The sequence below is a fragment of the Bradyrhizobium sp. 930_D9_N1_4 genome, from assembly GCF_052076015.1.
Classification (GTDB): domain Bacteria; phylum Pseudomonadota; class Alphaproteobacteria; order Rhizobiales; family Xanthobacteraceae; genus Bradyrhizobium.
This window is the reverse complement of sequence record NZ_CP197236.1, coordinates 5,408,674-5,427,517: the sequence shown is the minus strand read 5'-3', so window position 1 is coordinate 5,427,517 and position 18,844 is coordinate 5,408,674. Positions and strand designations below refer to the sequence as shown.

The 18,844-nt window shown below is 60.9% G+C and carries 20 protein-coding genes and 1 pseudogene; 17 read left to right on the top strand and 4 right to left on the bottom strand.

Features of this window, described 5'->3' with window-relative positions; all coding sequences use genetic code 11:
- The first annotated feature begins 322 nt into the window (after positions 1-322).
- Positions 323-1,960 carry a hypothetical protein gene (locus tag AB7532_RS25860; protein WP_441237517.1) on the top strand — a complete coding sequence of 546 codons (1,638 nt, stop codon included), beginning with the start codon at positions 323-325 and terminating at the stop codon, positions 1,958-1,960.
- A 48-nt stretch (positions 1,961-2,008) separates the two neighbouring features.
- Here AB7532_RS25860 and AB7532_RS25855 read toward each other — a convergent pair.
- The 3 genes and pseudogenes from AB7532_RS25855 to AB7532_RS25845 form a co-directional block, all read right to left on the bottom strand.
- Positions 2,009-3,500 (bottom strand): annotated as a pseudogene (locus AB7532_RS25855) (FAD-dependent monooxygenase).
- A 193-nt stretch (positions 3,501-3,693) separates the two neighbouring features.
- Positions 3,694-3,879: a hypothetical protein gene (locus AB7532_RS25850; protein WP_441237516.1), complete on the bottom strand. Its 186-nt coding sequence runs from the start codon at positions 3,877-3,879 to the stop codon at positions 3,694-3,696.
- Between the two features lie 132 nt (positions 3,880-4,011).
- Positions 4,012-4,392: a hypothetical protein gene (locus AB7532_RS25845; RefSeq protein WP_441237515.1), complete on the bottom strand. Its 381-nt coding sequence runs from the start codon at positions 4,390-4,392 to the stop codon at positions 4,012-4,014.
- A gap of 128 nt (positions 4,393-4,520) precedes the next feature.
- On the opposite strand from AB7532_RS25845, the gene AB7532_RS25840 reads away from it, so the two are divergent.
- Both AB7532_RS25840 and AB7532_RS25835 read left to right on the top strand, forming a co-directional pair.
- Positions 4,521-4,712 carry a hypothetical protein gene (locus tag AB7532_RS25840; RefSeq protein WP_441237514.1) on the top strand — a complete coding sequence of 64 codons (192 nt, stop codon included), beginning with the start codon at positions 4,521-4,523 and terminating at the stop codon, positions 4,710-4,712.
- A gap of 434 nt (positions 4,713-5,146) precedes the next feature.
- A complete protein-coding gene (locus tag AB7532_RS25835; RefSeq protein ID WP_441237513.1) occupies positions 5,147-5,485 on the top strand; it encodes a hypothetical protein in 339 nt (112 codons plus the stop codon).
- 33 nt (positions 5,486-5,518) lie between these two features.
- Here the strand turns inward: AB7532_RS25835 and AB7532_RS25830 are convergent, their stop codons facing one another.
- Positions 5,519-5,776, bottom strand: a complete 258-nt coding sequence (locus AB7532_RS25830; RefSeq protein WP_441237512.1) for a hypothetical protein — start codon at positions 5,774-5,776, stop codon at positions 5,519-5,521.
- A gap of 468 nt (positions 5,777-6,244) precedes the next feature.
- Here AB7532_RS25830 and AB7532_RS25825 point away from each other — a divergent pair, with 468 nt between their 5' ends.
- The 14 genes from AB7532_RS25825 to AB7532_RS25760 all read left to right on the top strand — a co-directional run bounded on the left by AB7532_RS25825 (position 6,245) and on the right by AB7532_RS25760 (position 18,844).
- Complete coding sequence (locus tag AB7532_RS25825; RefSeq protein ID WP_441237511.1) at positions 6,245-7,531, top strand: PBSX family phage terminase large subunit; 1,287 nt, start codon at positions 6,245-6,247, stop codon at positions 7,529-7,531.
- 91 nt (positions 7,532-7,622) lie between these two features.
- Positions 7,623-7,877 carry a hypothetical protein gene (locus AB7532_RS25820; RefSeq protein ID WP_441237510.1) on the top strand — a complete coding sequence of 85 codons (255 nt, stop codon included), beginning with the start codon at positions 7,623-7,625 and terminating at the stop codon, positions 7,875-7,877.
- A 22-nt stretch (positions 7,878-7,899) separates the two neighbouring features.
- A complete protein-coding gene (locus AB7532_RS25815) occupies positions 7,900-8,154 on the top strand; it encodes a hypothetical protein (protein WP_441237509.1) in 255 nt (84 codons plus the stop codon).
- 702 nt (positions 8,155-8,856) lie between these two features.
- A complete protein-coding gene (locus tag AB7532_RS25810; RefSeq protein WP_441237508.1) occupies positions 8,857-9,468 on the top strand; it encodes a portal protein in 612 nt (203 codons plus the stop codon).
- Between the two features lie 225 nt (positions 9,469-9,693).
- Positions 9,694-10,140: a hypothetical protein gene (locus tag AB7532_RS25805; protein ID WP_441237507.1), complete on the top strand. Its 447-nt coding sequence runs from the start codon at positions 9,694-9,696 to the stop codon at positions 10,138-10,140.
- An 8-nt stretch (positions 10,141-10,148) separates the two neighbouring features.
- Entirely contained in the window at positions 10,149-11,468 is a 1,320-nt protein-coding gene (locus AB7532_RS25800; RefSeq protein WP_441237506.1) for a hypothetical protein, read from the top strand.
- 8 nt (positions 11,469-11,476) lie between these two features.
- Positions 11,477-11,605, top strand: a complete 129-nt coding sequence (locus AB7532_RS25795) for a hypothetical protein (RefSeq protein WP_441237505.1) — start codon at positions 11,477-11,479, stop codon at positions 11,603-11,605.
- Positions 11,606-11,874: 269 nt separating this feature from the next.
- Positions 11,875-12,450: a hypothetical protein gene (locus tag AB7532_RS25790; protein ID WP_441237504.1), complete on the top strand. Its 576-nt coding sequence runs from the start codon at positions 11,875-11,877 to the stop codon at positions 12,448-12,450.
- 36 nt (positions 12,451-12,486) lie between these two features.
- Positions 12,487-13,602, top strand: a complete 1,116-nt coding sequence (locus AB7532_RS25785; RefSeq protein WP_441237503.1) for a M23 family metallopeptidase — start codon at positions 12,487-12,489, stop codon at positions 13,600-13,602.
- Positions 13,603-14,296: 694 nt separating this feature from the next.
- Positions 14,297-14,686: a hypothetical protein gene (locus tag AB7532_RS25780; protein WP_441237502.1), complete on the top strand. Its 390-nt coding sequence runs from the start codon at positions 14,297-14,299 to the stop codon at positions 14,684-14,686.
- Complete coding sequence (locus AB7532_RS25775; RefSeq protein WP_441237501.1) at positions 14,683-15,450, top strand: hypothetical protein; 768 nt, start codon at positions 14,683-14,685, stop codon at positions 15,448-15,450. Before AB7532_RS25780 ends, AB7532_RS25775 begins: the two co-directional genes overlap by 4 nt.
- Before the next feature lie 95 nt (positions 15,451-15,545).
- Positions 15,546-17,183 carry a portal protein gene (locus AB7532_RS25770; protein ID WP_441237500.1) on the top strand — a complete coding sequence of 546 codons (1,638 nt, stop codon included), beginning with the start codon at positions 15,546-15,548 and terminating at the stop codon, positions 17,181-17,183.
- Entirely contained in the window at positions 17,176-17,475 is a 300-nt protein-coding gene (locus AB7532_RS25765) for a hypothetical protein (protein ID WP_441237499.1), read from the top strand. The genes AB7532_RS25770 and AB7532_RS25765 overlap by 8 nt, the downstream gene beginning before the upstream one ends.
- A gap of 103 nt (positions 17,476-17,578) precedes the next feature.
- Entirely contained in the window at positions 17,579-18,844 is a 1,266-nt protein-coding gene (locus AB7532_RS25760) for a hypothetical protein (RefSeq protein ID WP_441237498.1), read from the top strand.

Sequence of the window (18,844 nt, the reverse complement as noted above, 5' to 3'; positions counted from 1 at the left end):
TCTGCGCACCGTCGGGCTTCGTTAGCCCAACAGCTGCTATTTCGGTAGCGGCTATGATCTCGATATCTCTGCGAACATTCCAGATCATAAGCGCAAAGCGACGTTTCAGCCAGCGAATGGCTCACCTCTCTTGATTCGCGCAAGCCACAGACAATCCGGGCGACGGCTTCGTTTGCAAGCCCGGGCATCTCGGAAGCATTGCGATCCGGTTTGAGTTCGCGCTCGGCGCTTGCGCGAGCGGTCGCGCTCATCGCCTCAATGCGTCCTTCAGATCAGAACTCGTCCCCCGTTTCCTAATGAGACCCATCTCGTGAGGGTGTGCATGTCGATTTTCTATGGCCATCACATTATTCTTGAACGTTTTCGCGGCCATCAAGCGTTTCGCGATATGGACAAGGAAGCATTCGACATTGATTCTCCTGCAAATCGAATCTACTTGCCGGGCGATATCGAGCTTGCGTCGAGAATGAATGTGTCGCCCCATCCAAGCAGACACGTCCTCTCGTATGTTGAAGGCGTCTGCAGGGCGCTCAACCGCATCGCAGCGATTCCGGACTCAGCCGATAGAGCTGTGGAAATAAGAACTTTGATCGATGCAATGCGCGTCGGATTCGTCAACGGCGATCTCTATACAAACATGCCGATCGGAAAAACGCGAGAGGAGGTGGATCTCGGCAACGCAAGGGTTCTTGCGGATCACAAAGCCTATCTTGGCCTGCACCCCGATCAACTCGCGTCGATCAAAGACCTCGAGCAAAGAGGGCGCGATGCCGGCATGGACCATTTGATCAAATGGTTGCTCTACCTGGACAACCCGGAGAGGCAGAAACTGTTAGCTGAAGTGATGGACCAAAATCCCGGCGTCAACGTGACGTCAGGTAATCGGGACTTGGACGGGACGCCGTGGCGTCCCAAAGCCGCAGCCGTTGATCCCTCTTCAGGCACTTTTCAGATACCTGGCTCAACACCAGTCAACCCCAACGACTTTCCTCCGCTGCAGGGTTACAACTCGCCTCCTTACCCAGGCCAGAACGAACCAGAAGGGTTCAGGCAGAGTGATCCGCGTTTCACGGGCGCGCTGCCCGCATTTCCTGCGCCAGATCCGAATGAACGGCGACTTGGTCAATTGCCTCCCAGCACAGCGATGCCGCCGCCGCCGCTAGTCCTGCAATTCAATAGCGAGACAGGCGATCTACTCAAGCGCTCGGATGGATCGCCGTTGATGGGGCCGGATCCGCACAACTTGCCCCATGATCCGTCTGACGTTCCAGCGGTTCTGCGTGGCATGGCATTATTCGGAGCGGCAACGGCAGCACCGGCATTGTGGCCGCTCTTGCCGGCGTTGGCTCCAATACTCGGGTTGGGATGGGCGGGCGCAACGGCAGCTCGTGCAGAGCCAACGGGCAACATAAAGGGTGGCCCATCCGCCACGGAGCCGTCTCCGAATGCTCCTCTATTTCATCCGAATGGCCGTGGCAACGATCGCCCGGCCGGATCTCGGCCTGCTACATTCGAAGCCGCAGGCAAACCGTTCGATCAAGCCTTCGCAGACGCCGGCACCTTTGCAGATCGCTTTGGAAACTGGATCGACACGCCGGCCGGAACTATGTCTGCTCAGGACGTACAAGTGCCGACGGCTCCCGCCGCTGGAGCGGCCCCGCCCGAGGAGGTGCGCCGTCTCACTCGCGTCAACGCTGCGAACGCGGGGAGTGTCTTCGCATCGGGGAGTGCACCGGTCCCATATCTGCCATCCACCGAATTCAATGATCGATTTGGCCACTGGACCACGCCAACCGCCTACGGCCAGCCGCCGCAAACGGGCCGGCCAATCGGCACGTTTGCGGATGAGCCGGGCTATGGCGTTCCTCCGCCAATCTTCGGGACGGATGATCCGGGCAATCCGCGCAACAGTGCCGAGGAGTGGTTTTCGCGATGGATAGGACCACTCCTCCGACCGTAGGCGGCGCCTGCTGGCTTCATACCAATCAAGATCGGTCGTCTTCGTGCGCTACACCGGCGCAGCCGGTCCGAACCAAATCGTCAACGCATCCGCTAGTCCGTGCCGGCTCTCATCTCCGACCCAAGCCACGTGCCCGTCGGGTCGCACCAGCACCGCCATGGGAGCGGCGACCGGTCCGATCGCCGGAAGCTCCCACGGGCCGTCGTAACCGGCGTCGACGAGCTTGATGCGATCTGTCCAGGGCGCGACGTCGAAACTCTGCGCCTCGCCGAAACTGAGCAGCACGCCTCGCGCGCCATGCAGCAGCGTGAACAAACTCTGCGGCCGGTCCTCGATCATCAAATCGAGGTCGGCCTTCGCCGAGATCGTAGCGGATGTCGAGCCCGCTCATCATCGCGCCAAAGCGCTGTCGCGGTGCGTCCATCGCAAGCAGCCCGGCGACGATTTTCCGCGCGGCGTCGAGGCCGGGCTCGTTGCGGCGGAGCAGGGCGATCTGCGCCATGGTGTTGTGCAGCACGCGCGCGGCGACGGGGTGGCGCTCGGCATGGTAGCTGTCGAGCAGGCTTTCGGGCGCGATGCCCTTGACGATTTGCGCCAGCTTCCAGCCGAGATTGACGGCATCCTGCATGCCGGTGTTGAGGCCCTGGCCGCCGACGGAATGATGGATGTGCGCGGCATCGCCGGCCAGCAGCACGCGTCCCCTGCGATAGGACACGGCCTGCCGGGCGGCGTCGGTGAAGCGGGAGATGAAGGCCGGGCTGTGAACGCCGAAGTCGGTGCCGTACACATCGATGAGCGCGTCGCCGAGATCGCGCAGATCGGGCTCGCCGGTGCGATCGAGATATCGCTCCGTCATGAGCACCCGCACGCGGCCGCTTTCTGCCTTGCTGAGTCCGTGAAAGCCGAGCGCGTCGTGACGCAGGCCCCATGCGGGCTCCTCGCGCATCTCGACCTCGGCCATGAGGTTGCTGAGCGTGGGATCGGAGCCGGAGAAGTCGATGCCCGCCGTCTTGCGCACCACGCTGCGGCCGCCGTCGCAGCCGACCAGATAGTTTGCGCGCAACGTCTTGCCGCTGGAGAGCGTGACGTCGACGCCGGTCCCGTCCTGCGTGAAGCCGGTGACCTCGGTGGTGCGATGGGCTGTCACCCCGAGATCATCGACCCAATCGGCGAGGATGCGTTCGATGTGGCTCTGCCACAGCGCGAGGCCGTAATTGTGCCGCGTCGGAAGGTCGCTGATGTCGAGACGGGTCCAGGCGAAGCCGGCGAGCTGGGTCTTCTGGCCTTCGCGCAGGAAGCGGTCCACGACACCGCGCTGATCGAGGACCTCGAGCGTACGGGCATGCAGCCCGCCGGCGCGCGGCTCGACGAGGTCCTGGTTCGCGCGCCGCTCGATGATGGCGACGTCGATCTGCGCCAGCGCAAGCTCCGCGGCCAGCATCAGCCCGGTCGGGCCGCCGCCGGCGATGATGACGGCGTGATCGGCCTTGTTCGCGCCGGCTCGGCCGTGTGCGCGGGATGTCGGAATCAGGATTGGCATGTGTGACCCCTCGACTTGTGGTTTGGGTCGGGGGTTCTACGCGAAGGGCGGGGACTTGAAGCAAGCCCGTTGCGCACCACATATTGAGTTGGGAGGAGGGGCGTCTTCTCTCACGCTCGACCGGAGTTTGACTCGTCGGGCAAAACACCGGCCGAATGGCATCGTCGAGATGTGCCGGTCCTTGCCGATCCGCCTAATCGTCCTTCGACATATCGCCGGGCTTCGTGGGCAGGTCGATGGTTCCGCCATCGCCGTGCAAGAGATCGCGGCCGCTATCTTCGGTCTCGCCGGCGTCCTCGCTGATCGCCTCTTGCGTGTCGCGCTCCTTGTCGATCCGCGGCTTGGGCCCCGGGATATTTCGCGATGTCTTTGGTGTCATGGGTGGTCCTCCTGATCGGCTAACGCGTGCCGATCAGGTTCGTTCGTTGACACGTCGGGCAAAACACTGGCAGAGTAACATCATCGAAAGAGTTTGGTTCAGCCCGCGCGGAACAATCCGCGGCGGGCTTTTTCATTTGGGGCTCGGGTCGGAATTGGCTTCGCCGAGGCGATCGACAGAACTCGTTCCCTTCCACGACGCGGGATCGCGCGAGCAGCGGTGATACGTCAGCCAGGCATCGGGACGGTCCACGCGTCGCACGCCGATCTTGGACTCCGAGACGACCTTGAATTTCGGATCGCCGGCGATCGCCGTTCCGGCAATCCAGGCGTGGTCGTTGCAGCCGGCGGGAAAGCAGAACGTGATCGAGAACTGGTTGTCCTTGGTATGCGAGATCTGGAGGCCGTAGCTCTTCTCGCAATCGCGTTTCCAGGCACCGGAAAAATCCGGCATGGAGCCTTCCGCGAGGGCCGGGGTGGTCAGGAGCAAGAGCAAGGTCGCAATGGTCTTCATGGGGTGATGTCCCGGTACCGTGTCCCGAACCCTAAATCAGTCCGCGCCGTACTGGCGTGATCGTCCGCACACCCGGTATCGCCAGGAACTGTCTGCCAGCTCGGCTCTTGTATGATCTGGAGGCTCCCATGCTGACAGACGTTCAGGTTGCCGTGCTCTGCGACATCGGCCAGTCGATGGCTTTCAGTGATGACAAGCATCAGGAGCTGATGCGGCTGATCACTGACGGATACGTCGAAAAGGACGGCGATACATTCAAGCTGACCGCGAAGGGCGAAGCGGCCGTGGTCGATCGCGGCGCCGGTCTCAACGAGGCCTGATTTCGCCGAAATCGAAATATCGGTTGACCCGTCGGGCAAAACACTGGCATAGTGGCATCATCGAAAAGTTCGTAACGCCCGCGCGGAGATATCCGCCGCGGGTTTTTTCGTTTCCAATTCCAATCGGACGGCGGCCCACGCAACGCGGCCACGCACTCACCTGACACGCGTCGAGGGAGCGCCGATCGGCGTGCCGCCGTCCGTACCTCTTGCTGGCCGTGCACGCGCGAACGTGCCGGCCTTGCGGCGTGAGCGCTGTTCGCTCGCGCCGCTGCGGTCTCCGGTTTTTACGGAGATAGGGTTCGCGCCCGAAACGATCGCGCTTCGTCACGCGATCTGCCGCGCATTTTCTTTCGTGGAGAGACCATGACCGCTTACCTGATATCGCTCGCGCTCGCGGGCCTCGTCGCAATCGTGCTGTGGGAGATGTTGGCGTGAGCGAGGAAATGGAAATTGCGCTTGTGAGCGAGCCGGTCCGGGTCCCTGCGCGAAGGAAGACGTCCAGTGCGCGCACCCTGACCGAGATCCGCTCGCTTGCGCGCAGCCATACCAGGACCGCGCTCAAGGTGCTGGTCGGTATCATGCGCAGCGAGGATGCGACGCCGGCGGCGCGCGTCTCGGCGGCCAACGCCATTCTCGATCGCGGCTGGGGCAAGGCGGCACAGCCGGTCGAGAACGGCGAGGACGGTGTGCTGGAGCTAGTTCATCGGATCGAGCGCATCATCGTGTATCCGGGAAGCCCGGGCGATGGTGCTGCCGGGCGCGACGCCTGAACCGGCGGGCCGTGAAAATCGCCGGAGTTCAGATCAGCTCTCCTTCTTGGAGTCGCTATACATGCGCTGCGCGCTGTCCGACTTTTCGCCGAGATCAATCGTAAGGCCGCCGCTATCGTCACAGGACGAGTGGAAATTCTTGCCGGGCTCGGCATAGACGCCGGCTTTGGGACGCCATTTGCCGAATGCTGGTGCAGGCTGGTCCTGTGCGAGGGCGCCGGGCGTGAACGTAGCTTGTGTGAGCACCAGCATCGCATAATTCAGAATTCTGAGGGCTGGCGACTTCCTCACGCAAATCTCCCGTGCCTCATCAGATCGAATTCCGCGTCTGCACCCCTGCGGGTGAGATGATTAAGAAATTATCCTGAGTTGAGCAAGGCCGGCCGAGGCTGCGGACCGCAGCGTACGGGCACGACGTGTTGGCTTGCGTCTCTTGAAATGGAAAGTTGGATATGTCCTGGGAAGACATGATGCGGCGCATTTCGTAGCCCGTCGGGCGCGTGGCACCTCATGTTAAGAGTGGGTATGGAGACAGGACGAACAGGCCGGTTGGTCCATCCAATCCGCATCGAGGTATCGATTTCGACTATGTCGGCGGACGAGAGGCTCGTCTGAACAAGAGCAATCCGGCGGTGCGGTCGCCCGTCTCCTGATCTGAGCCAAACCCGGCAGGGACGACCCGACACACCAAACAACGAAGACTGGTCCGCGATGTGGCGAAGGCGTATCGGCCTGCCGTAGGGTGAGCGAGCAGATCCATTGTCCATCCTGAAAATTCCAACCGCCAAGATTTTCGAACCGCTGCTGAAGCCGGCGCGTTACAAGGGTGTTTACGGAGGGCGCGGCTCGGGCAAGTCTCACTTCTTCGGCGAGCTCCTGGTTGAGACCTGCCAGGCCGAACGCGGCACACTCGCGGTCTGCATCCGCGAGGCGCAGCGGACGTTGGCGCAATCCTCGAAGCGGCTGATCGAGGGCAAGATCGCAAGTCTCGGGCTCGGCCACGGCTTCAGGCTCTTCAGTGACAAGATCGAGACGCCCGGAGACGGACTGATCATCTTCCGCGGGCTTCAGGATCATACGGCCGACTCGATCAAATCATTGGAGGGATTTCGCATCGCCTGGATCGACGAGGCACAATCTCTCAGCGCACGCAGCCTCGCCCTGCTGCGGCCGACGATCCGTGCCAAGGATTCCGAGCTGTGGGCCAGTTGGAATCCGCGCCGCAAGAGCGATGCGATCGACGATTTTCTGCGCGGGCGCCGGCCGGATGGGGCCGAAGTGGTGAAAGCCAATTGGCGTGACAATCCCTGGTTTCCCGAGGTGCTCGAGGAGGAGCGCTTGCTCGACCAAAAGCTCTATCCGGAGCGATACGACCACATCTGGGAGGGCGACTATGCGCGCGCCTTCGAGGGCGCCTATTTCGCTTCGCTATTGTCGGAAGCGCGTGCGCAGGGACGGATCGGAAAGGTTGCCGCGGATCCGCTCCTGCCGCTGCGCGCCTTCATCGACATTGGCGGGGCGGGTGCCGCGGCAGATGCCTTCGCGATCTGGGTCGTGCAGTGGATCGGCAGCGAAATTCGTATTCTGGATTATTACGAAAGTGTCGGCCAGGTGCTGGCGTTTCACGTCAACTGGCTGCGATCGCGCGGCTACGAAAGTGCCGTGCTCTATCTGCCGCATGACGGCATCGCCGCCAACAACATCACCGGCAAGCGCTATGAGGATCATTTGCGCGACGCCGGCTTTACGGTGGAGCCGCCGGTGAAGAACCAGGGACCGGGCGCGGCCACGATGCGGATCGAGGCGCTGCGGCGGCTCGGATCGCAGCTCTGGTTCAATGCAGATACGACCGAGCCCGGCCGCGAGGCGCTCGGCTTTTATCACGAGCGCAAGGACGAGACGCGCAACATCGGGCTCGGCCCCGAGCACGACTGGTCGAGCCATGCCGCGGATGCGCTGGGGCTGATGGCGATCTGCTACGAGCAGCCGGGGAAGGCGACTGCGTTCAACCGGCCGATCCGCTACGCTGAGCAGGGCTGGGTGTGAGTGCCAGGCTGCTCGCCATAAAACCTGTGGTTGACAATCGTTCGCGTTATGTTCTATGAAGTGTAATCTCTGCCGCTGCGTGAGTTTTGCAATGTCAGCGTTTGGAATACTGGTCGACCTGATTGGATATTCGGTCGCGCGAGCCGCCTTGCCATTCCTTTCACTCGGTTGGATCTACGTCGAACCGTTCAGTGCAACTCCGCAGCCATTGCGGTGGCCGTGGTATCGGCGCGATGCGAATGGGCGGATCGAATTGCGACAAGGGGCCGCCGGCTGGATCGGATTCGGGATCTGCCTCTTGGTGCTGCTCGCGATCGTCGCCATATTTCACGGCATATTTTTCTGAGTACGGCTGGAAAGATCGGCAAATGGAATACTTGCTGTACTGGCTCTTCTTTGAATTCATCGGACGTTCGATCGCACGAATTGTCATGCCGGCACTGTCGTTCGGTCAAGTCTATGTCCATCCACTGAACGCATCTCCAGAACGCTTCAACTGGCTTGGCTATCGCCGTGACGAGGACGGTCGCGTTATGATCGCGCGAGACGTTGCTGGTTTCATCGGGGTCATCGTCATGATCGTTATATTTCTCGCGATCGTCTTTAGCACCGATCTGTTCTGACTCTGATTCCTGCGCTTGAAGGTGCGTGCTTACCAAGGACCCTGTCTACCGACAGAGGCGAGGTCTGCGCCGCGCCTCGGGTCCAATTTCGGAGATGACCCATGTGGAATTTTTGGCGAGAGCTGGCACGACTGCTGCGGGACTTCCCTTCATCAGGGAGACAAACCCACGGGAGGTTTACGTCGACCGCATCAGAAGGGATTTTCGGATACCCGATTACTACGACGCCTGGCAGCTCTACAATTCAGATCCCGCCTATTGGGCGCGATACTACAATCCGCCGTCAAACGCTCTCGACGCGAAGGATGAACTGGTTCGCGATTCCGCGGCCCGGGCTGACATTGCGAGCCGCAGGAATGTCTTTGAGTATGGCTACCCCGAGCCTGATGCCCGATCGACGTCCGCGGATGGCAGCCAACCTGATCGAGCGTCCGGTAGTGGCCCATCCTTTGCCGGCCGTTTTGGAAACTGGGCGGCGTCTTAGGTTGGGACCGAACCCGCTCGCGGCGAAGCCGATGATGAGCCGGCGGCGAGGGCTCCGTTCGGCCCGCGGATATCCGTCGTTTGACCCGGATGCCTCCGACAGGGCGCTGACGAGAGGCGAGGTGCGGATCCGGCGACTTCTTTGGCAGGCATGGCAACCGGTGTGCCGCCGAAAATCGTAGAACCAACATACCAACATTGCTAGCCGAAAGATCATGCATGGCAAAGATGTCAATCTCCGAAGTGAAGTCCATGCTCGCCTCCGAGAAGGCCAACGCGCTCGCCGCAATGTCGGCGGCACGGCTTGCCGAGGAGCGGGCCGATGCGATGGACTATTATCTCGGCGACATGCGCAAGGACATGCCGGCGCAGGACGGCCGCTCGCGCGCGGTGTCGACCGATGTCGCCGACACCGTCGAGGGCCTGATGCCGTCGCTGATGGATATCTTTGCGGGCTCCGACGAGGTCGTGCGCTTCGAACCGGTCGGTCCGGAGGACGTCGCGGCCGCGCAGCAGGAGACGGACTACGTCAATCACGTCTTCATGCAGCAGAACGGCGGCTTCATGGTGCTCTATTCCTTCATCAAGGACGCGCTGCTGTCGAAGGCCGGCATCGTCAAGGTCTGGTGGGAGGAGCGGGAGGAAGAGAGCCGCGAGACCTACTACGATCTCACCGACGATCAATTCGCGCTACTGGCACAGGATGTCGCGGAATCGAACGGCGCCATGAAGATCGTCGCACACACGGTACATGACATGACCGATCCGCGAGACACATCGCAGACGACGTCTTTGGGTGTTCACGTCGGGAGCTTTCACAGGGATCCCTGATTTCATCCAGGCGATGCGAAAGAGCAGAGCCTTGTTGACAATGTTCCTATTATGTTCTAAATCTATCATAGATAGCATCATTGTATAGGTACTCGTAGGAATGTTTCGAAGCCATCGCCCCTAGCTTCTTTTCAAGCGAGACGCGCAGAGCGATGAGTACGGCATGCCGGGTGAGCAGTAGAGAAATGGCGGACGAGAGCTATCTTCGCCGGGAGGGTCGACCAAATGCCGATGCGTCCGATCGTGAGCGCCCTGTTGCTTGCACTCGCCCTCATGACATCAGGATGTTTCTGGTCCGGGCCGTGGCCTCGCATCGACCTCAATACGGAGGGCTTGGGCGAAGGCGAGCTGGCAGAATTCATCGGCCGCAACACTTACTATGGCGCCGATCACCTGCGGGAATTGACGAAAGAGTTCGTCATCAAGCAGACGTCTGCCAAGGGCATCTCTCGGGAAGATGCGCAAGCCCTCGGTTTGCGGTGCGCCCCGGCGCCCAGCAAGGAGTGCAGCTATTCGGGCGAATACTGGGTTCGAAGCGACCAGCGATATGTCCGGCGAGATAGTCCCGCCTACGGAGCACGAGCAGTTTATCACGTCGACGTGCGACTCTCTTATCTGAAGCCGCATGACGCCGTCGTGCAAGCTTACAAGCGCTACGTTCCCGACGAATGAGCAGGTGAATGATGTCGGAAGGCCAATATCGCATTGTCAAAGCGCAGCATCCTCTCATTGGCGGACTTGCCGGCCACAATTTCCTTGTGCTGATTGATCCCAATGGCAAAGTCGTCGAAGAATTGCACGGCCTCGCAACGGGCGCCGACGGACGTCCCAAGCCGATCGGACATTTGCCGTCGGATGAATTGAGAGGGTATGTCGACCAGCATTTTTACCGGCCCGATTATGCTCAGGCCGAGTTGGCCTCCGGCGATCAGGCCGAGATCACGAAGATATGGAATGCCGGCAGGGCTGCCCTCGACAAGATAAACGCGCGGAGCCTCCATTATCCATGGATGGGGCTCGGGCAAAACAGCAATTCAGTTAACAGCACGTTGATTGCTGCCATGGGGCGGTCCGAGCCGCCGATGCCTGGCGGCGCTTCGGTGATGCCAGGCGCAGGGAGCATGTTGCTGGACCCCAGGGACATTCAGGATATCCAGCGTCAGTTCAACATCGGTGCGCCCCGCTCTGGAGATGCGCCGAATGCAAGTGCGCGTCCTGAAGATGTCGATCAGCCGAACCCTCTCGATTCAGCGAGGTGGCCATTCGGTCCTGTCGGAGCGCCAAGCGGTCCCGCCGCGGTCGCACCGCCGCGAGGCTTGCCGGGCAAGGCCGTCCCTCGTGCAGCGGGCCCTACGTCGCTTGGCGGGCCAGATGGTCAAGCTCCATTGGAGCCTGCTGTGCGTTCGCGTGCTCCCGCGCGTTCAGGGCCAACTGCCGCCCCACCACTGCCGCCTTCATTCGGTGGACCAATTGCGTCTCCGGTCGTGCCAGCCCCCGCCGAGCTCGGAGGGATCGGTTCGACCGGCAGCGGCAATGGTTGCGGTGATTGGAGAGCTAGCGTTGCTCCGGGCGCGGGTAGGGCGCCCCTCTTATTCGAGGATCGCTGGAACGCGTTGGGACAAGGTGGCCATCCGGCAACTCCGGGGGACGCTGCACCTCCCTCGCGCGGCTACGGGCTGCCGAGCGTTCCTCAATTGATGTTCGATCCGGGTTCGTTGCGTGCCCCTCCGCAGTCGTTGCGCTTTTCTCCTGGTTCTGCGGGCGCCGCGCCTGCGGACGAGGTGCGGCGCCTCACGCGCATGAATGCTTCGAATTCGGGCAACGCTCTCGCGCCGGGAAATGCGCCGGCCAGTGAGGCCGATGGAATGTTCGCGCGAGAGCCGAGCCATTCCATTTCGCCGCCGATCTGGGGATTTGGATTTGAGAACCGTGGCGGCGGCCAAAACGAAGCCGAGGAATGGTTCGCGCGCTGGATCAAGCCGCTCCTGCGGCAGGAGTAAGCGGCGACGTGCTTTCTGGATTTGGCTGGGCCGACAATTCCGCCGACTGGCACAAAATGTACGAGTGGAGCTCTTACACGCTGTTCAAGGCCGCGGTGATCCGGGAGGCCACCGACGCAATTGCCATTGTCCGTTGACGCGAACGGCTTCCGCGGGCCAGTCGGCGAGTTCGGACTCGGCCTTGGGGCGCCAGGTCACTTTGAGCGATAGACGATCGTCGCCGTCCCAGCCGACATATTCCCAAAGCTCGTATTGATCAGGTCTGTAATGGAAGGCAAGCTCGGTCACGTCGCAGCAGTGAACTCTTTAGAGGTTTCGAATGGAAAGGGCAGTATCCGTAGTTCAGAATGGACTTACGCGAGTTTACACAAACGACGATGGTTCGGTCACGGTTCTAAGCAGCCTGATGGAGACGGCCCATGAGATTATCTCCATCTGGCACCAACGGAAGTGGCGTTTCGGCCTTGTTTGGTGGGCAGCAGGTCTGCTCACAGGGCTGCTCTTCTCGTTTGACCACGCTGTAGCCCAGCCCTCAGTATCAGGCGTCAAGGCCGTTGCGGCGAGCGAGACGTGTCCTGCTGCCGATTTCACGAAATTCTTGCCTATCTTCTCTGCGAGCCCCGATTTGCAGCGGCGGTACACGCGCTTACCGTTCAAGTTCGGGGTTTGGGGGGCGGACGAAGTTTATAAGACCAGCATGATGTATTCGTTCGAAAAGATACCGAACTATGATTCGAAGAACCGGACGGTGCTTCCAACGCCATTGTATATGCGAAAGCATGGAATCAAGACGGAAATCATCACGATCAAGAATTCCAAGGCGGCCAATGACGAAAACGTTTTTCCGGAAGAGATCGTAAGCGACGCCGCTCAAGTGGTCGTCCGCGCGTGGGTCCCGGACACCGGAGTCAATGTCCTCTATCTTTTTAAGCGCATGAACGGATGCTGGTTTCTCTATTTCATTTCCGATCGGTCAACTTGAATCAGATTGCGGGTCGGTTTTGCGAGGATATTGTGAATGCGGTTCAAAGACGTTCAGGATCTGATGCTCCCGCCGATCAACGGCGTGGGAGTTCACACCACCGTGCCATCCGGAGATTTTGGAGCCGGAGAGGCGCAAGGCAGACATAGTCCATCATCAATACCCCACACCGGGGTCGACATGAATTACTTCGGCGGGCAATCGGGGATCAATCTCAGGCACCCGGATGTGCACTCGCCGGTGTCCGGAACTGTGAGGAAGGCCGGGTATGGAAAGAGCAAACGCATTTCCATCGAGGACGCAAACGGAATCGTCCATGACATACTTCATACAAAAGATCAGTTTGTAACTGCGGGGCAGAAGGTCTTTGCCGGCGAAAAGATCGGCACGATGGGCAACAGCGGAACAAAAGATCATCACGTCCATTACGAGATCGGAGATTCTGCGGGGAACGTGTTGAACCCGCATAGTGTCTGGGAGCAATACCTCGAAGAGCATCAGCGATATCTGGATGCTACTGGTGCTGGTTTCCCTGATGGAGCAGCCAGGGACATGCGGCGTCCCGCTTCGCCCAACGTATTGTCGCCGGATGCGGCCCGTCGCATTACCGGAGCACCGAGCACCGCGCCCGTCCCCTTCGTTGACGGAGCGACGCGGGCGCAACAGGCGCTCGACAATTCGCTTCCGGCTCCGGGGTCCGCACCCTGGGGCCTTTCCGATCGCTTCGGCAATTGGCGCGGAGTTAGCGGTGTGTTCGGACCGGCGAACTCGGGCGGAAGTGGCGGCCTTGGTCGGACCGGCGACGGCAATAGTTTCGGCGTGCGCAACGAGCAATTTGCGCGGATGGATGTCGATCCCTCGAAGCTGATGCAGCGTGGGACGGCATCGGAGATCAGCGGCGGTACGCCGTCGCTCGCACCTGCGCGTTTTCCGCTCGAGGCATTGCTTGCGCCTGACCCCAGCCGCGGATTGAACGAATGGGCATCGTCTCTGCGCGGGAGGAGTGCTCCTTCAGCTGTGCAAGGTGTCGCGATCGGTCTGGCGAATCCAAAGGCCTCAGTCGCTGGAGGCGATCCGTCCAGCCCCGATCGGGTACCTGCCGGCGGACTGCTGGGCGTGATCCAGGACTACATGCGCAGCAACGGCTACTAGACTGGCAGGACTGCGGACACTCGCGTGACGCCTAACAACGCAAGGACCGGGAGCAGAGCAGGATAATGGTCACGATACCAGCGACCATCAAGTCGAGCGCCGAGCGATCATGCCAGGTAGCATTTGCAAGATGAACGTGGGGATCGCATCGGTTTGGGCCGACAATCCCGCTGGCTGGCTAAAATGAACGAGGGGGATTTTTTGCGAGATGTTCAAGGTCGCGGCGAACCCGGAGGCCACCGACGCAATTGCCATTGTCCGTTGACGCGAACGGCTTCCGCGGGCCAGTCGACGAGTTCGGACTCGGCCTTGGGGCGCCAGGTCACTTTGAGCGATAGACGATCGTCGGCTTCCCAGCCGACATATTCCCAAAGCTCGTATTGATCAGGCCGGTCATGAAAAGCAGGCTCGGTCGAGCCACCGTTCGTCGGAACGATGTCAATTCCGTTGTTTCCGTCGGATGAACGCCAATAATCTGGCCTGGCTAACCTGGAGCAGTACTTGCCCGCCCAGAATATCAAGTACTCGCTTCCCGGCGATTCAACGTGACGGCGGCATCCACGGTGCGCAGAGCCGTCCCACTCCCTGGCGGCAGGCCAACCAAGCTGGCTTGTCGGCAAAGAGCGGGGCACTTACGTTTGTCTTGTGAAGCTTGGTTTACGGAGAGGACATCAATGGCCCACAAGAGGACATCATGGTAGCGCTCTTCACGGTTTTGGCGGGTATCGGCCTCATCTGGACAACCGCCACGGGCCTGCACGTGTCCAACGCCGTACGCGAGTATCTTCCACCTCAGTTTCAGGACTACGAGAATGCGCGTTATGCATTTTCGGTGTGGGCGTTGCGGCATCCGACTCCGCTTCCTGTGCAGGCGGAGTATGTCCGATTTGTCAAAGGATCCAGCCTTACGGTGCTCGCCGGCGCATTGGCCTGCCTCTCATCTGGTCGGGCAGACGCGATGGTCTTCGGCGTGTTGTTATCGGCGGCCTTTGTCTACAGCGTATTTGACGCAATCAGGTGTTCGAGAATTTACGAGCAGAATTGCAAGCGGGCCCAGGCCCAGGATGATGAGCAGAACCAATGAGCGACAAGGGGACTTATGGCGGGTTCACGGTTGGATTTCCGACCCCGTTGGGAGGAGTGGGCTTTGGAGCCTATATGGACAATTCCGGCAGGCTTTATCCGCAGCTCTATTACGGTACGCCTCGGTTCGGTGCGTCGGCAGGATATACCAATGATCTGGGCGCTCTGCTGACCGGACCATCGGCAGCGGGAAGCATCGGGAGAGGGTGGATTGGCGCGAACGTGGCGACGGTAGGCAGCGAAACCGGCGTCGGCTTTGGCACGCCCGGCGTGGGCGTCACCTATGGATTTGGCCCACTCGATTTCTCACAGGACTACTCGCAACCATGGATCAAGGGGCTGATCAGAGATTCCGTTGACGGAGCAGGTCTGCCGAGCCCGCGAAACGTGTGGGAGTATGGCTATCCCGAACCAGAGGGTGGAAGGAATGCGGAAGCAGGTCCCGTTCCTCGGGGAGATATTCGACGTCTCACGCGCGTGAATGCATCAAGCACCGGCGCTGCCCCTGTATCAGGAAGCGCGCCGGCGGCATATCCTTCCGCAGCGTTTAACGATCGATTTGGCGACTGGGGCGGACCGCCTGGCGAACCGCAACCGTCGCAGGCCAGCGGGCCAATCGGTGTGTTCGCAAATGAGCCCAACTCTGCCATGGCATCGTCAATGCGAGGATTTGATGCTCGCAGCGATGCGATGAGCGCGACTGGCGGATCAGTCGGCGGATTGCTCGGAATGATCCAGGACTATATGCGCAACAACGCCTACTAGCGCGATTTTCCGCCCCGCGTCGGGCGCCCGCATACCGAACTGAAAGTTCAATCAACATGCCCGTTCCCTTGCTAGCCCCGGCGCCACCCGCGCCGATGGGGTCTCCCGTCACGCACGACGTCACCATCGTCACCACGCGCAAGCTTGCGCAGGCGCGGGTGATGGGTGTGCCGCCGGAAGAATTCGGTATCGAACGCGGTGCGCGCAGCATCCGCGATTGCAATTATTGCTTCCACGAGGTCGTCACCAAGACCGAGGCGCAGTTGATCGCGGAAGGTTTTGATGCCGGCCAGGTCAGGGCGTTGCGGCCGCATACCGGAACGACCGAGATCGAGACGCTGGCGCGCGACACCGTGGAGGAGCATCTGTCCGCGACCGCCGGCGGCGGCAGCGCCAATTCGGCGGCGCGGCTGGTGCGCATCACCGAGCACTATGTTCGAATGGATTTTGAAGGCTCGGGCCGTCCCTGCCTCTACCAGGTGATCACCGGCGGCGACCAGGCCGAGATCCTGCGCAAGGACGGCAAGGACTGCATCACGCCGTTCGACGAGATGCCGTTTGCCGCGACCACGCCGGTGCCGGTGACCCATCGCTTCTTCGGCCGCTCGATCGCCGATCTCGTGATGCCGCTACAGCGCGAGAAGACGGCCCTCAAGCGTGGCGCGCTCGACAATCTCTATCTGCACAACAATCCGCGCGTCGAGGTCGCCGAGCAGAATGCCGGGCCGAATACGCTGGACGATCTCCTGGTGTCGCGGCCCGGCGGCGTCGTGCGTACCAAGACGGCGGGCGGGCTGAACTGGCAGGTGGTGCCTGATATCACCACGTCGATCTATCCGATGCTGCAATATATCGACGCCGAGCTCGAGATCCGCACCGGTCTCGGCAAGCAGACGCAGGGCATCGATGCCAACGCGTTGCAGAACCAGTCGGCGACCGCGGTCGCGCAGGTGTTCTCGGCCTCGCAGATGCGCATCAAGCTGATCGCGCGCATCATGGCCGAAGGCGTGCGCGACATTTTTGCGCTGCTGCACGGGACGCTTCACAAGCACGGTCATCGCCAGGAGACGGTGCGCTTGCGCAACGCCTGGGTCGATGTCAATCCGCGCAACTGGAAGACCCGCGACGACATGACCATCAATGTCGGCCTCGGTTCCGGCGGCAAGGCGCAGCAATTCGCCCAGACCATGGCGATCGCCAACGTGCAGAAGGAACTGCTTGCCGGCGGCAAGATCAACCTCGTCGGCGACCAGCAGCTCTACAACACGGCGGCAGAGCTGACGCGGATCATGGGACACAGGAATCCCGACCAGTTCTTCAACGATCCCACGGCCGTCAATCCGCAGACCGGTCAGCTCCTGCATCCGCCGCCGGCACCGCCGCAGCCGCCGCCAGATCCGAAACTGCTTGCGCTCCAGGCGCGGCTCCAGGCCGATCAGCTCGCCGCCGCGCACAAGGCGCAGATCGAGCGCGAGAAGGCGCAGGCCGATACGATCCACCAGCAGGTGAAGATGCAGGCTGAAATCGAGATTGCGAGGATCAGGGCGGGTCTTGACGCGAAGATCGCGGTGCTCGACGCGCATTTGAAGGCACTCGGTCACGAGCAGAAGCTTCAGCATGCGCAGGAGCAGCATCGGATGGATGTGAACGAAGCCGCGCTCGAGCTCGCGGCATCCGCGGCGCGTCACGAGATGAAGGCGCGCCCGAGCAATGGGGAGGGGAGCCATGTCTGACGAGAGCGCCCTGGAGCGGGCGGCGGCAAGGGCAGTGCGGGCCGAAGCATTGCTCGACGATGAGATTCTGAACGAGGCGTTCGCGACACTAGAGAAGAGCTATATCGCAGCCTGGCGCGCCACCACGGTGGACGATGCCGTCGGCCGCGAGAAGCTCTTCCTCGCCATCAACATCGTCGGCAAGGTGCGCGATCATCTCGCGGGCGTGGTTGCCAACGGCAAGCTGGCGCGGGCGGAGTTGAAGGAGCTTGCAGAGACGGCGGAGCGGCGGAAGCGGTTCGGGATCATTTAGTTGTTGCAACCAAGGCGAGAGTAGTCAAGAATGTTCCTTGTTTGTTCCGCGGCCGGTGGCGGGTCGTCGTACTTTTGGCCTCGCCCAATGATTGAGTGAATGCATGCGCTTCTGGCCGGTTGATGTTGATCTGCGTTCTTCGTTCTTTTGGATTGCGTTCGGGTTGCTCGCTACGACGACCGTCTGCCTCGCCGAGGGAGCTTTGCCTGCGCCGTCAGCGAAGCCTCCAGTCGTTCCGACCTTCGAGAAACTGCCGCACACACCGCTGCCGAAAGGCGAGTTCATCGCGTGGTGCGGGGATCGGGAGCGTTATTTGCTCGCGACGGATGGTCAGTATATCGACGCCTACGATGGAAGCACGAAGATCTCCGCCCCATCTCCTACGGGGTCCAGATGGGTCCAATGCGGAGCGGATGGCCAATACATCATTTTTCCCGAGGAAGATGACGGGCGTGTGAGGAAGTTCGAGCTCGAGACCGGCAAGAGCGCGATCCTGGCGACGTTCGACGGCCCGTCACGTCAGGGCATTGGCATAGCATTCTCCCCGGACATGAAGACCGTGGCTTCGGACCAGTTGCTGCAATTGACGGCCGAAGCTGGAGAGTTGCGCACGATCAGAGTCCCCGCGACGTTTGGGCAACGAGTCTACAAAATCGTTTGGTCTCCCGACAGCTCGAAGTTCTTCGTGGCTTACTCCGATACAGTCGATGTCCTGGACGCGCAGGGCAAGAGCATCGGAGGAGGCAAGATTCGAAAATATGCGGGTGTGACCGCAGGGTGGTTTGACGCTGAACAGAAGTCACTGTTTCTGTTTCTCGTCTCGGACGACATTCAGGGCATCGGTGATCTTGTGAGATGCCGCATCGCAGATTGGCGATGTGTGCAACTGAAGGAGCGCGTTGAGCAGGCTGCGGGCGGTGGCAAGGGATTGATTGGCATCGTCGGTCCGATCGATCGACCGAGGCTGCCTGACGACGATTCAAGCGTGCTCTATGCGCGTTATGCGGTGGAGCTTCGCGATGATTCATTTCGTCTGTTGTTCCGACAGGAGTTCACCCGGCTAGCCGGTCGAAGCATCCCTCGGCTGTATGTGTCCCCATCAGCCGCCACGGCAGTGCTGTCTTGGAGGCTGAATAATCCCTACAACCCCGGGCCCCCGTTTCGCCAAGGCTCCGGTTATGGCATGCGAAGCGATCCGTTTAAGGGCAAGGAAAAATTTCATGCGGGCCAGGATTTCAGGGTTCCGCTTGGCACTCCGATTCCGGCAGCTACGCCCGGTCTGCAAATCGTCGATTGTCGTCGCGCCAGCCAATGCGATCGTCCCGCGACAGGGTTTGTAAGAGGCGATGGTTCGATCGGGAGAGCTTGA

Coding starts and splice junctions, on each gene's coding strand:
- AB7532_RS25860 (WP_441237517.1), top strand. CDS start 323: ATGTCGATTTTCTATGGCCATCACATTATTCTTGAACGTTTTCGCGGC.
- AB7532_RS25850 (WP_441237516.1), bottom strand. CDS start 3,879: ATGACACCAAAGACATCGCGAAATATCCCGGGGCCCAAGCCGCGGATC.
- AB7532_RS25845 (WP_441237515.1), bottom strand. CDS start 4,392: ATGAAGACCATTGCGACCTTGCTCTTGCTCCTGACCACCCCGGCCCTC.
- AB7532_RS25840 (WP_441237514.1), top strand. CDS start 4,521: ATGCTGACAGACGTTCAGGTTGCCGTGCTCTGCGACATCGGCCAGTCG.
- AB7532_RS25820 (WP_441237510.1), top strand. CDS start 7,623: ATGTCAGCGTTTGGAATACTGGTCGACCTGATTGGATATTCGGTCGCG.
- AB7532_RS25815 (WP_441237509.1), top strand. CDS start 7,900: ATGGAATACTTGCTGTACTGGCTCTTCTTTGAATTCATCGGACGTTCG.
- AB7532_RS25810 (WP_441237508.1), top strand. CDS start 8,857: ATGGCAAAGATGTCAATCTCCGAAGTGAAGTCCATGCTCGCCTCCGAG.
- AB7532_RS25805 (WP_441237507.1), top strand. CDS start 9,694: ATGCCGATGCGTCCGATCGTGAGCGCCCTGTTGCTTGCACTCGCCCTC.
- AB7532_RS25800 (WP_441237506.1), top strand. CDS start 10,149: ATGATGTCGGAAGGCCAATATCGCATTGTCAAAGCGCAGCATCCTCTC.
- AB7532_RS25790 (WP_441237504.1), top strand. CDS start 11,875: ATGGAGACGGCCCATGAGATTATCTCCATCTGGCACCAACGGAAGTGG.
- AB7532_RS25785 (WP_441237503.1), top strand. CDS start 12,487: ATGCGGTTCAAAGACGTTCAGGATCTGATGCTCCCGCCGATCAACGGC.
- AB7532_RS25780 (WP_441237502.1), top strand. CDS start 14,297: ATGGTAGCGCTCTTCACGGTTTTGGCGGGTATCGGCCTCATCTGGACA.
- AB7532_RS25775 (WP_441237501.1), top strand. CDS start 14,683: ATGAGCGACAAGGGGACTTATGGCGGGTTCACGGTTGGATTTCCGACC.
- AB7532_RS25770 (WP_441237500.1), top strand. CDS start 15,546: ATGGGGTCTCCCGTCACGCACGACGTCACCATCGTCACCACGCGCAAG.
- AB7532_RS25765 (WP_441237499.1), top strand. CDS start 17,176: ATGTCTGACGAGAGCGCCCTGGAGCGGGCGGCGGCAAGGGCAGTGCGG.
- AB7532_RS25760 (WP_441237498.1), top strand. CDS start 17,579: ATGCGCTTCTGGCCGGTTGATGTTGATCTGCGTTCTTCGTTCTTTTGG.